We start from the raw sequence: 11,908 nt of genomic DNA on the forward strand, positions 1-11,908 counted from the left end.
CGCCCCGACGACATGGTCATTGACCCTGTACGCGCACAACGCCTCCACGCCGCCGCTCGCCCCGGTCGGCTTCGAGCGGCTGAGCGCTGGGGACCTGCTCGCCGAGAAGTACGCCGCCGCGGAGAACGGCGACTTCGCCGCCCGCGCGGTCATCGCCTGCTGGGACCTGATCACCCAGGAGCGGGTGGGCAAGGGCGTGGTCGACGTCGCTGAGGAAACGCGTAAGCCGGTCAAGGTCCGCGCGGACCGACGCCGGGGGATCACCGATGACGGCACGGTGCGACCGGTCACCATCCGCGGCCGACAGGAATCGGTGCCGCGCCCGCGCCGGGACACGGATGGGACGGGACCGACCCGCCGCTACCACCGGGGCCGGTGGATGGTCCACGAGCACACCCGCGACCACTGCATGAACCCGGCGCTGCACCGCGACGGCGGGTGCACCCACCAGGACATCACCGTTTTGGACTACCCGAAGGGCCCGGCCGACAAGCCGTTCCTGGACACGGTGTACGTGGTCAAGGCCGACTGACCGCCCCCGCTCACGACGAAGGCCTCCGGGACAACCTCCCGGAGGCCTTCGTCTCACCGTGCGGGCGTTCGCGGCTGGTTCCCGCGCCGCCTCAAAGGCCGTTGGCGCAAGGCGAACAACCCGCTGCGGGCGGCACGCGCCAAGGCCCGCGAGGACCGCTGACCTCCGCCGAGGTACATCGGTGGAACTCGTGAGACCGTGCCGCGCGCGCGTGCGGCACGGTCTTTCTCACCGCACGGTCGGAGCAACTTCACAAGCGGTAAATCACAGGTCCATAACTGACTTTTTCATTTCTCTGTGGAGCCTGTTGTCTCGCCCTCCGGCGTGAGAGCGTTTTTGAAGTCGCCCCGCGAGTTAGGCCCTGCTCCTTAAGGAGAGCTGGGCCCTTTCTGCTGTCTGGGGGTCCCGCTCCACCTGAAGGTGCAGAGGGCCCTCCGTACTCCGCGGTCGGGTCTGTTCCACCCAGGGCCCGCCCGGCAGGATGTCCAGTCGCGGCGGGCGGGCCCGTGACCCGTGAGGGCACCATGACCGTACCCATCGACGTGTCGGCGGCGCTGATCTACCTCGTGTCGTGTGCTGTCGGCTATGCCGTCTACCGGCGCACCCGCGCCACCTCCACCGCCCTGCCGCAGACCGGCGACCTCGGCACCGCCTTCGGTGCGGGACTCGCCACCCTCACCGCGCTGGGCTTCCTGTTCGGTGTCACCGCCGACCGGCACGAGAAGCCCACCAGTCAGCCGCCCGCGGTCTCGGTCAGCAACTCCCCGACACCGGGGCTGGGATGGGCTGGGGGCGCCGGCACTCCACTGCCGTCCCCATCGTCACCTACGCCGTATGTCCCTCGAAGGGCGGGGTGTCGGCAGGTGCCAGCTCCGGGCGCATCCGGTGCCAGCGCGCCGGGTGGCGCCAGCGTCCGGCACCGTCGCGTGCGACGTCGACACCGACCTCCACCACCAGCTCCGGCACGACGAGAGTGACGTGCAGGCTCTCGCGCGAGCCCCATCCCGCGCTGAAGGTCCAGCCCGTCCACGGATGGTCTGCGGCCGGTGTGAGGAAGTCGGCGACCACGGCCTGCGGGAGCGTGGTAGTGCGCCCGACGTAGCGCAGGCGCCCATCGGTGTCGTAACGGCCCAGCAGGAGCGTGCGCGGAGCCGCCGGAGAGCCGGTGACCGCCCCGACGATGGCGTCCTCGGTGTGCCGGGGCTTGTACTTCCTCCAGCCGCCACGCGAGGCCGGTTCGTAGGCGCCCTACAGCCTCTTGTAGACCACCCCTTCGACCCCGACGGTCGTCCAACTCGTCAGCCACTCCCGGACGGTGGCCGGGTCGGTGGTCGACGGGCACAGCGCCCACGGCGCGGTGAGCTGTTGCTCGGCGAAGAGGCGTTCGGGAGCAGCCCTGGGGCGCCGGTACGGCCAGGTGGTGGTGTCGGTGCCCTCCAGCCGCAGCAGGTCGAAGACCACGTAGTGGGCGGGCCACTGCTCGGCGAGCCGGGCCGCGCCGGCGCCTCGCCGCTGGAGGCGGCCCTGGAGCCGCTCGAAGGCGAGCCTGCCGGACTCCCATACGACCACTTCCCCGTCCAAGGCCGTCCCGTCGGGAAGCTGGACCGCGCCGGAGCGCAGCTCAGGAAAGCCGGGAACGAGGTCCGCGCCCCTGCGTGAACGCAGCACCAGGTGCCCGACGTCCCAGGACAGAAGCGCTCGCCATCCGTCCCATTTGACCTCGGCCGCCCACCCGTCGGGCAGTGCCGGGCCTGCTGTTCGGCGAGCATCGGCCCTGGCAGCATCCACATGGGCTCATGCTGCCTTCCACGCGGCTCCGCCCGGTACCAGCAAGTCGTCGCCGACAGACGAGAACCTGACCGGCGTGTTGGAAGGCAACAGTGCGTGGCCCCTCAACAGCCCCCGCACCAGACTGACCTACGGGCTCAAGATCCCAAGAGACGAGCGGAGTCGACCGAGCGGGCACCAGCCCCCCACATGTTTTCGCGCCGCACGGCGCCCCCGCCCGCGGCAGGCAGCCCCAGCGGGCCGATCGTTCGATCGCCGGGTGGCGTCCCAGCCCCTCGCAGACGGCGTGCCGCGTCGCTCGTGTCCGCGTTCTTGTGCCTAGGATGCGATCATGCGGGTAGGGCTGCACGCGCTCGGTATCGGTGACGGTGCCCGTCCGGAGGTGATCCGGGCCGTGGCCACGGCCGCGGAGGCGACTGGCTTCGCGAGGCTGTGGTGCGGCGAGCACGTGGTGCTCGTGGACGCGCCCGCCTCCCGCTATCCCTACTCCGCGGACGGTCGGATCGCCGTACCCGCGGACGCGGACTGGCTGGACCCGCTGCTCGCCCTGAGCTTCGCGGCAGCGGTCACCAACAGGATCGAACTCGCCACCGGCGTACTCCTGCTGCCCGAGCACAACCCGGTCCTGGTCGCGAAACAGGTCGCCACACTCGATGTACTGTCCGCCGGCCGGTTCAGCCTCGGTGTCGGGGTCGGCTGGTCGGCCGAGGAGTTCGCTGCTCTTGGAGTTCCCTTCGCCGGACGCGGGCGCCGCACCGATGAGTACCTCGCCGCCATGCGCACTCTCTGGACCCAGGACCCCGCCTCCTACACCGGCGAGTTCGCCCGGTTCGACGCGATCCGGGTCAACCCCAAGCCGCTGCGCGGCGGCCGGCTCCCGGTCGTGATCGGCGGCAACAGCGACACCGCGCTGCGTCGCGCGGTCACGCTCGCTGACGGCTGGTACGGCTTCAACGTGCCGGTGGCCGACATCCCGGCACGCATCGCCGCTCTCGCCGACGAGTGCGCCCGCCACGGTCGCGATCTCGGGGAGCTCACGGTCGCCGTCGCCCCGAGCGACGGCACCCCGGAACACCTGCCAGGGCTTGCCGCGGCAGGCGTCACCGAACTCGTCGTCGTCGGCGCGCCCCCGACGACTCCAAACGGGGCCGCCACGTGGGTCAAGGAACTCGCCCGAACATGGATCAGCTCGGGCGCGTGACAACAGGCCCGCCCGGGCCCCAGCCGCTTTCACACCGCACGGCGTCCCCGCACGTCGAGACGCTGCTGCGGGCCGACCCGACACCCAAGGCGCCCGCGCTGGCCGCGGCGGTGACCGTGCCTTTCTGCATCCTGGGGTGCCGGTAAGAACTCTGTCACCAGCCGCAGACGGCAGGATGCACGCTCCGCCGAGCCCGGAGGGGGAGAGCTGAGCAGGCCGAGGTGCTCGGTGTCGGGCATGCACGTCTTCCGTTGCCGGACGAGACTTCCCTGCTCCGCCGATCCCGTGCAAGCGCAGCGCGATGAGGACGGCGAGCCTGGACTTGCCGATGCCGGGGCGGCCGGTGAGGTCCCCAGGGACCTTTGTCCCCCGCTCTGCCTGCCTCACAGCTTCAGGAAGGCACAGGCGGCGATCCAGAAGGTCAGCCCGAACGTCAGGGGCACGACCAGGTGTGGAGCCTGGATGGCGACGCTGACGGCAAAGGCGGTGCCGAGGGCGGCGACAGCGAGCTTGGAGCGGGCGGGGTCGGACATCGGGCAGGATGACGAGTAGTGGCGGCGCTGGCGTGAGGCATCTGGAGCGGTACGCACTGTGGTGACGGAGTACGCGGCGCGTGAGAACGGGGAGCTGTCGCGGGACGCCATTGAGCAGGCAGTGAAGGCAGCGGTGCGGCACTCCGAATGACCGTGCGAGCAAGCCCCCGACCGGCGCGGTCGGGGGCATCGTCGTGTCTACGCCGGGTCTGGCGTCGGGCGGGTGGTGAGCTGGTAGTCGTCGACGGGCGGCGCCTCACCGTACGAGAGGGGGCCCCACAACACACCACCAGCCCCAACTTCTCGCTGGCCCGGGGCATTACGCGCCGTCCGGGCCTGGCTCACCCCGGACACCACCCTGTACCGCTGGCGGCGGGCATGGACCGACATGGACCCACCCAAGCCCTCCTCGACGCCGTCACCACCGGCAGTCCCCTTGATCTCTACCGCCGGGTTTAACGAACTACCGGTAAGGGCGCGCCCGGGGCACTCCCGCCGCTGCTGTCGACATACGAAGCAGTGGTGTGGCACAGCAGAGCAGGAACACGGCCAGGCAGCACGCGAGCCCGAAGGCTTCGAAACTGATGAGGTTCACCGTGCCGTCGGCGAAGACGCATTCGACGGCCGGGGGCATGACAGTGCGTTTGGTTGTCGCCAGCTCGCCGGACGGCGCGGAGTGCAGGTGAGCTACTTGCCAGCGAAAGCATTCGTTCTGAAGATCGATGGTCGACAGGCTCATCAGCGGGGCGACTTGCCAGATCCAGAGGGCGGCAGATGTAGCGGGCGCAAGAATCATGCCCGCTCGCGCCCAGCGTGGCATCGGGGAGTCCAAGGACACCGCCCAGGCTGCCGCGCCGGCCACCAGCAAGGCGGCCCCGCACCACATCAGCCAGGTGCCCGCAGCCGTGGGGTGGCTGGGGCCGTGCAGTGCCGAATCCGACCAGTAGCACGCCAGGCGCGGGGGAATGGCATCCACGCGTACATGCGTCAGCGGATAGTCGTTGTCCAGGGATCGCTGCCCGCAAAGGTCCGTCGGCTGGGTCAACGCGAGGCCATAGGCGAGCGTGTGGGCGTACCCCAGGGCGCATGCAGTCGTTCCCAGAACCCACCAGCGCCGGTGCAGCGGGGGATGGCGTCGATGTTTCCAGAACGCGTAGGCCAAGAGCCCGCCCAGTAGCTCAAGGCCCAGCACCATCAACAGGAACAACGACGCGAACACCTTCCGCCTCCCTCGGTCTCAGACACAGACCGCGGAGTTCCGCTGATGGTTGCAGCCCGGGCACCTGTCGAGCGCGGCATGGCACGGCTGGGTCCTGGCAGATCTTCCGCAGATCCCGCATCAGCCAAAACGCATGAGCGTCATTACCAAGACCGTCTTCACCCTCAAGAAGCAACGTTGAAAACGCTCAATGAGTCCGATGTCTTCAGTGGTCCTAGGCGATCAAGGAGCGCTTGACCTTGGCGTTGGTGGTCCAGTTGTGCCAGATGGCGGCGGCCAGAGCCACGAGCCGCTGGCCGGTGCGAGCGAACACTCCGGCTGGGGTGCGACCACCGTGGTGCTCCAGGGTGAGCTGGCCCTTGAGGAAGCCAGTGCCGGGCCGAGGGGAGCACAACAGCACTCACGGCCAGGCACAGCAGTTCCGCGTCCGACAGCTTCGGCGGTCGCCCTATCCGGCGACGAGGCGGCACATGGTCGTCGATGAACACATACAGGGCCGCCAGAAGGGCGTCCAAGCCGGAAGTCACGGTTCAGCCGCGGGCGATTGACTGTTCGATGAGGGCCACCGTGGCGCGGGGATCGTCGACCTGAATGACAAGGCGGTCGTAGCTTTCGGCGTCGGCGAGTTCGATGACGACCGCCTTGTCGGGGTTCTTCACGTCCCAGAAGAGGCGTTCACCGTCGCGGCGGAAGCGGCCAGCGGTGATCACACCAGGGAAGTGGGTGCCACCGACGCGGATGCCCTTCGGTTCGCGGGCGATGCCGGGGTCGTGGGTGGCGCCACGCACGTGGGTGAGGGGGATTTCCAGGCGGCTCTTGAAAGTCCAGAGCTTGTCGAGGCCCTGGAATTCGGCGGTCAGTAGGCCGCGTTCGCGGTCGATGGAGATCAGGGCCATGTCAGTGCTCCTTGGGGGCGGTCGGCTGGGCGCGCAGGCGCAGGCGGGTACCGAGGACAGTGGAGGCGAGTTGAGGGGCGGCGTCACCGTGAGAGGGGCGCAGGGCCTCCTCCAGCGCGGTGATGCCTTCCGCGACCAGCGCGGCAACCTCTGGGTCGTGGGGGGCGCGTTCGGCGGCGGCAAGGAGGAGAAGTCCGGCGGCCGGACCGTTGTCGTACGAGGCAATGGCTGCTGTCAGTGCCCGCGTGGGGTCGGTGAGGGTGGCGATGGCGGCGCTGGTCGGGTGGATCTCGTGGTCGAGGTGGTTGCGCAGGGCGGTTAGATGCAGGCCCCGTTTGGAGCCGAAGACTTTGTAGAGACTGCCTCGGTGGATGCCGGTGGCTGTAACCAGGTCGTCCACCGAGGTGCCCTCGTAGCCGTGGGCGGCGAAGAGGGCGGCTGCGGTACTGACGGCCTGATCGGTGTCGAAGGCGCGTGGTCGTCCCATGCCCATGATCGTATGCGATTAAAGAACGACCAGTCAAGAATGAGCGTTCTTTTACGGGAGGTGCAGGGAAGCTGACTCTTCGCTGGGGACGCCCCTGGCGATGATGCGGTGCTGTTCCGGGTCCGGCGGGCGCGAACATCGACCAGCACACACATCGGACTCACTCATCTAGTCCCGCCGGTCGTCCTTGGCCCGGTAGGCGCGGACCGCCCGTTCGAACGCGTCTAAGGCGGGCTTGCGCCGGCCGTCGAAGTACGTCAGCCCGTAGTGCTGCGACTTGCGGCTGGCGGGGGTCTCGGGGCCCCCGTCCCGGTACGAGAACCAGAACACGGCCCTCACCACAGGGCTCGCCGCCGCAGCGGTCACCGTGTCCGTGGCGATCTCGGCCTGGAGCCGGGGCGTGACATGACTGGTGTTCCGCGCCGCTTGACTGTCCGCCGCGCTGCCCTGCGACCAGGTGGGTGCGCCGGTCTCGGTGAGCCAGATCGGCATGTGGGGCTCGCCGTACCGCGACAGGATGGCGACGAGGCTGTCCTTGGTGCGGTCGGTGTCCTCGAAGCGGGTTACCGGTAGCGGTCCTTGCGCTGGGCAGCAGGGGATAGGTGTAGGGGTGGTACGAGACGGCGTCCACCTGCTTCAGCGCCCCGAGGCGGCCTAGTTCGGCGAGGAACGTCTTGTGGGACACGTACTGCTTGGAGGGGATGGTGTCCACGGCGGCGAGACCGCCCAGCAGCAGATAGGCGTTCGAGTCGACGGCGCGGACGGCGGAAGCGGTCGCGCGTAGCAGCGCGGTGTAGCGGGCGGCGTCCGGACCGGTCTGCCAGAAGGGCTTGATGTTTGGCTCGTTCCAAATCTCCCACGTGTGCGCCCCTGGGCGCGTACCGCTCGGCGGCCTGACGGGCGAACTCGGCGAACCGGTCCCTGTTGGCGGGCGGGCACGCCGGGCCAGCGCCCGCGCAGCGCGGATCGGCGGCCCAGCGCGGAGTGTAGGAAAGGGTGGGAAGCACCTCGAGCCCGTGGGCGCGGGCCGCATCCACCACCGGGTCGAAGCGTTCCCACAAATACTGATCCGGTGAATCGGGCCGGATGTTCCGCCACGACAGATCAACCCGCAGCCAGTGCACGCCCAGTTCCTCGGCATCCGCCATGGCGCGGCTCCGCTCGGCGTCCGTCATCCAGGTCAGCGAGTCACCGAAAGAAAGCCCGAAGCCCAACTTCCGGCCTGCGGTACGCGCCGACGCCGAGGGCGCACCGGAATCGGGCCTGCGTGTCGAAGGTTCGGAACCGGTCAGGGCAGTCGCGATGGTCGCGGACCCGGCGAGCACGGCGACGGCCACGAGCGCGCCGAGAAGCGGTCGTCTGATCCCCGTCCGCTCCGGGGCGCCGGGGCGCCGGAGCTCCGGAGCGCGGAAGCGGGTGGGATGGGCTGGTGAGGCACGCGCGCAGCTTAAACCGCGGCGGGGCCGAGAGGCTCGGTGCGCGCGTCACGTAGTTGCTTGCCTGCCCGGCATCGGCTCCGAGCGCGCTGATCGCGCGGCGGAGCGTCGCTTGGGTGGACGCCGACACCGTCAACCGGGATCGGCTGGCCTGCCCGGCCACCGAACGCTGGATGGCCGGGCGGGCCAGCGGCCGGCCATGCCGACATCGGTGTGGCCCGCCGGGCCGTCTGTTGGTCGCCGCCGTGTACTTCAGGTTTGGTTTCCGATCCGGGACCTCAGATGTTGGCCAGTGCGCGGTTGAGAAGGGGGAGCAGGCGGTCCCAGTGGCGCTGCAGCCCGGCGGAGTTGAAGGCGTCGGTGTCGGACATGGTGAACCCGTGGATGGTGCCGGGGTAGATCTCGGAGGTGTAGTCGACCTTCGCGGCGTCCAGTGCCCGGTTGAGCTCACCCAGGGCCTCGGGTGTCAGGTCGCTTTCGGCGTGGCCGAAGTGGACCTGGGCGGTGATCTCGGCGAGGGCGTCGGGCCCGTCCGCGTCCACGGGACCGTGGAATGCGGCGATAGCGGCCACCTGGCCGGGGTGAGCCGCTGCGGTGCGCATCGCCAGGAGGCCGCCTATGCAGTAGCCCGTCACCCCGACCGGCCCGGCGGCGACCTCGGGCTGGGTGGTTAGGACCCTGAGGTAGGCGTCGGCGTCACTCAGGACGCGTTCGGCGGTGTGCGCCTCGATCAACGGCATCAACTGGGCCATGATCGCGGGCCGGACCTCTTCTCCGATGTGCTCGGGAAGGCCGATCACCGGTGCCGGGCTGTGCCGGTAGAAGATGTTGGGGACCAGCACGTAGTATCCGTGCCCGGCCAGTTCGCGGGCCATCTCCCTCAGCACGGGCCGGATGCCGAAGCCGTCCGCGTACATCAGTACACCTGGGTGCTGCTCGCCGTTGTCGGGGAAGGCGGCGAAGGCGTCGGCCTGACCGTCCGTGGTGGGAATCTGCAGCGTCTTGATGGGCATGAATTCTCCTGTCGTGGTTGATGTGTAGAGCCTGTGATCAACACGACGGAGGCGGAGCCCGCGCAGCAGCGCAAGATTCTCGGTCGAACAGCGGGCCCGCACCGGCCCGTGCGGCGTTCAGAAGAGCGCCGGGTCACCAATCCGTGTGTGGCGCAATGCCGTCCCGGTAGTCATGGCCGCAGAGCATAGCCCACCGGGCAAAAGCCGACGCCGACACCCCAGTTCGCAGCACGGTCCAGCCATAACTCGAAGCCGACAAGCTGCCCGGAAGAGGGGCTGGTGGCGCGAAAGAATGCCTGGCTCAGGGCCTCAACGCGGCGTCGGCCGCCTTCGCCCTGCAGCCTGAGCACGTTCCTGACCTCTTCGCTACGAACAGATGCCGATAGACCGTCACCCGGCGCCGAGGGATGCCACAGAGTGTCGTTCCACCTGTCAAGGCGTGCTCCAGAGCCGGGCCACCTGTCTCCCGGCATGCAGCGAAGCGCGTCGGGGCAAGCCCGAGCGTGAATCTGAAGGATCGGAAGCGGTGACCAAGCTGCGACATGGCCACCACCCTCGCACGTGGCCCGACCACAGTGAAGTCAAGGAGACATGACCTAGACGGCACCGGCGTGTCAGCTGGAGCCGATGGTTCCGTGCGAGGCCGGGGGATGGTGTTGGACAGTCCGAGGTCGAGGCGCTTGTCCATCTCCAGCCGGAAGGTGCCGTACGGGTTGATGTTCGACCAGATCAAGGCGGTCAGCCCGCGCCGGTCCTCGTCACTGAGTCGGTCCGCCCACGCGGGCTCAGCGGCGGGTTGCCCCAGGACGGGCCGGGTAGGTGCGCACGATCACGGATATGCCAGAAGGGAAACAACAGTGAAAGTCCTGTGGCTCACAGCCCACCCCGAACCCCGTTCCCTGAACGGCTCCTTGTACCGCGACGGTGTCCGACACCTTTTAAACCAGGGACACGAGGTACGCACCAGCGACCTGTACGCGATGAATTTCGACCCAGTCGTCAGGGCCAGTGACTTCTCCCACCCCGACGGCGAGCGGCTCATCGTTGGCAACACGGCCCGACAGGCCTTTGAAAGGGGCGCATTGTCCCCTGACATCTCGACTGAACACGACAAATTGTCCTGGGCGGACACGCTCGTCGTACAGTTCCCGTTGTGGTGGTACGGGATGCCGGCCATCCTGAAGGGCTGGTTCGACCGCGTCTTCGTCGGTGGGTTCGCCTTCGGCGTCCGCGATGCCCAAGGGCGCCAGGTTCGCTACGGCGAGGGGGCGCTCGCAGGTAAGCGCGCGATGGTCGTCGTCAGTGCCGGGGCCCGGGAGGCGAGCCTCGGCCCCCGCGGCGTCAACGGTGAGCTCAACGACCTGCTCTTCCCTCTCCAGCACGGCACGCTGTGGTACGCGGGGATCGAGGTAGTGCCCCCGCTACTCGTCCACGGAGCTGACCGCGTGGACGAGGCCGCATACGCCTTCCACGCGACCGTCCTGCGCCAGCGCCTCGAGGAGCTTCCGCACACCAAACCGCTGCCGTTCCGCCACCAAAACGGCGGCGACTATGACGAGGACTTGGTCCTGCGTCCCGAAGTCAACCCGCTGGCTAGGGGGACCGCCGCCCACTACCGTACCGAGAGCTGAGGACGGCCCGCTTCGCGGGGAACAGCGGTAGACCTGCGAGAGAGGGCTGGGCGGCTTTGTTCAGGAGTTTCGGGTTCTGGCACAGATCTTGGGGAGCGGTCGCGGAGGGTGATCCCGGGAAGGTGATCAGGTGGCTTGGAGCCTGAAGGGCAGCGGGTCGGTGGTATCAGCTGGGGCTGGCTTGCCGTCCGGATCGCTGACCGCGGTCACGGCCAGGCCGGCGGCCGTGGCTAGCTTCTCGAACCGATCCCGGGGGTACCAATGCAGGATCCACGGGCGCTCTTCGATGGTGCTGTCTGAGCCGTGGTGCCGTTCGTAGCGTAGAAGCGTCGTCTGTGTCCGGGCTGTCTCGTCGCGTTGCTCGGCAACGCCAGATACCCGGAGCTCGGCGCCGTCGGGTGCGGGGGGTTTAGGAGCGGCGGATCGTGGAATCAACCGCCAAGGGGGACCGCGAGCTGACGACCCAGCCAGGCCTGAGCGGAAGCTCGCAGACGTCCTGGCCGTCCGGAGGCATCCGAGTGGTGATCCCAATGATCACTACGGACGAGGGTGCTCGAGTCCCGGCGCGGCACCAGGTCTCGTGGTCCGCTGGCGGGGGATCGGATGCACCGCGACGCCACCGCGAGGTACGGTCCGCAGGAAGCATGGGCCAGCCACCGGCCCGGGCAATGCGGATCTTGTCATGCCCAGCCCTGCGCGCGGCGTTGGCGAACCGCGGCGCAGCGAGTGTCCCGACCAGTCGCCATCCAACTCGTGGCCGAACAGCTCCACCAGGCGGTCGGCGAGGGCGGTGAAGCCGGCGGTGCGGAGGCCGGGTCGGCTGGTGAGACGGCTCCGTACGCGCGTACGTAGGACGGTCTCACCAGTTCCACCCATGTTCCTCTCATCCGGGCTGTGCGAGGTTTGCGACGCGCCCGCCAGCCTCGTCCGGCTGCTCCAGGATGCGGTCGATCTCGGAGTGGCCGCTCGCTACACCCAGGGATCGGAGGCGTCCAAGGGCGACCTGTACTTCTACTCCGTCGACCACGATCTGAGGGACCGGCTGGACGTCATCGGCGACCGGTGTTCCGTGATCATGCTGAGCGGCGAGTACGACTACCTCACCACCCCCGAGGACGGGCGCCGGACGGCAGAGGCTATCCGCGGAGCGGAGTTCATCGAGATGAAGGAGA

General features: G+C 68.8%; 11 protein-coding genes and 3 pseudogenes. 4 read left to right on the forward strand and 10 right to left on the reverse strand.

The features are described from left to right. Positions 1–19 precede the first annotated feature (19 nt). Entirely contained in the window at positions 20–532 is a 513-nt protein-coding gene (locus E5082_RS31975) for a hypothetical protein (RefSeq protein ID WP_135794701.1), read from the forward strand. Positions 533–1,357: 825 nt separating this feature from the next. On the opposite strand, the gene E5082_RS33320 is transcribed toward E5082_RS31975, so the two are convergent. Further along, on the reverse strand, positions 1,358–1,600 hold the full coding sequence (locus E5082_RS33320; protein WP_244321674.1) for a hypothetical protein: 243 nt from the start codon (positions 1,598–1,600) through the stop codon (positions 1,358–1,360). A 180-nt stretch (positions 1,601–1,780) separates the two neighbouring features. Beyond that, positions 1,781–2,320 carry an ATP-dependent DNA ligase gene (locus tag E5082_RS33325; protein ID WP_244321675.1) on the reverse strand — a complete coding sequence of 180 codons (540 nt, stop codon included), beginning with the start codon at positions 2,318–2,320 and terminating at the stop codon, positions 1,781–1,783. A 331-nt stretch (positions 2,321–2,651) separates the two neighbouring features. Between E5082_RS33325 and E5082_RS31985 the strand changes: the two genes are divergently transcribed. Then, the gene (locus E5082_RS31985) at positions 2,652–3,521 is read left to right on the forward strand and encodes an LLM class F420-dependent oxidoreductase (protein ID WP_135794702.1); all 870 of its coding nucleotides are present in this window, start codon (positions 2,652–2,654) and stop codon (positions 3,519–3,521) included. A gap of 383 nt (positions 3,522–3,904) precedes the next feature. On the opposite strand, the gene E5082_RS32595 is transcribed toward E5082_RS31985, so the two are convergent. From E5082_RS32595 to E5082_RS32020, 8 genes and pseudogenes are all read right to left on the reverse strand, one after another. Continuing rightward, positions 3,905–4,054, reverse strand: coding sequence for a hypothetical protein (locus E5082_RS32595; protein WP_167514203.1), 150 nt, complete (start codon positions 4,052–4,054; stop codon positions 3,905–3,907). 463 nt (positions 4,055–4,517) lie between these two features. Beyond that, positions 4,518–5,273, reverse strand: a complete 756-nt coding sequence (locus tag E5082_RS31995; protein WP_135794703.1) for a hypothetical protein — start codon at positions 5,271–5,273, stop codon at positions 4,518–4,520. A 214-nt stretch (positions 5,274–5,487) separates the two neighbouring features. Then, a pseudogene (locus tag E5082_RS33330) lies at positions 5,488–5,637 on the reverse strand (IS982 family transposase); the annotation flags it as partial. Further along, positions 5,638–5,800: pseudogene (locus E5082_RS33895) on the reverse strand (IS982 family transposase); the annotation flags it as partial. A gap of 3 nt (positions 5,801–5,803) precedes the next feature. Further along, positions 5,804–6,169: a hypothetical protein gene (locus tag E5082_RS32005; protein ID WP_135794704.1), complete on the reverse strand. Its 366-nt coding sequence runs from the start codon at positions 6,167–6,169 to the stop codon at positions 5,804–5,806. A 1-nt stretch (position 6,170) separates the two neighbouring features. Continuing rightward, positions 6,171–6,656 (reverse strand): TetR/AcrR family transcriptional regulator, encoded by a 486-nt coding sequence (locus tag E5082_RS32010; protein ID WP_135794705.1) that lies wholly within the window; start codon positions 6,654–6,656, stop codon positions 6,171–6,173. 168 nt (positions 6,657–6,824) lie between these two features. Further along, entirely contained in the window at positions 6,825–7,148 is a 324-nt protein-coding gene (locus tag E5082_RS33335) for a hypothetical protein (protein ID WP_244321676.1), read from the reverse strand. A gap of 1,222 nt (positions 7,149–8,370) precedes the next feature. Beyond that, positions 8,371–9,105 carry a dienelactone hydrolase family protein gene (locus tag E5082_RS32020; RefSeq protein WP_135794707.1) on the reverse strand — a complete coding sequence of 245 codons (735 nt, stop codon included), beginning with the start codon at positions 9,103–9,105 and terminating at the stop codon, positions 8,371–8,373. Between the two features lie 857 nt (positions 9,106–9,962). On the opposite strand from E5082_RS32020, the gene E5082_RS32030 reads away from it, so the two are divergent. After that, entirely contained in the window at positions 9,963–10,736 is a 774-nt protein-coding gene (locus E5082_RS32030) for an NAD(P)H-dependent oxidoreductase (RefSeq protein WP_135794708.1), read from the forward strand. Between the two features lie 874 nt (positions 10,737–11,610). After that, positions 11,611–11,908, forward strand: a pseudogene (locus E5082_RS32045) (hypothetical protein); the annotation flags it as partial.

The sequence above is a fragment of the Streptomyces griseoluteus genome (genome assembly GCF_004784465.1).
Classification (GTDB): Bacteria; Actinomycetota; Actinomycetes; order Streptomycetales; family Streptomycetaceae; genus Streptomyces; species Streptomyces griseoluteus.

What these genes read in the sequence shown, in the direction of transcription:
- E5082_RS32595 (WP_167514203.1), bottom strand. Translation starts at nt 4,054, where the DNA reads ATGTCCGACCCCGCCCGCTCCAAGCTCGCTGTCGCCGCCCTCGGCACC.
- E5082_RS32020 (WP_135794707.1), bottom strand. Translation starts at nt 9,105, where the DNA reads ATGCCCATCAAGACGCTGCAGATTCCCACCACGGACGGTCAGGCCGAC.
- E5082_RS31985 (WP_135794702.1), top strand. Translation starts at nt 2,652, where the DNA reads ATGCGGGTAGGGCTGCACGCGCTCGGTATCGGTGACGGTGCCCGTCCG.
- E5082_RS33335 (WP_244321676.1), bottom strand. Translation starts at nt 7,148, where the DNA reads ATGCCGATCTGGCTCACCGAGACCGGCGCACCCACCTGGTCGCAGGGC.
- E5082_RS32005 (WP_135794704.1), bottom strand. Translation starts at nt 6,169, where the DNA reads ATGGCCCTGATCTCCATCGACCGCGAACGCGGCCTACTGACCGCCGAA.
- E5082_RS32010 (WP_135794705.1), bottom strand. Translation starts at nt 6,656, where the DNA reads ATGGGACGACCACGCGCCTTCGACACCGATCAGGCCGTCAGTACCGCA.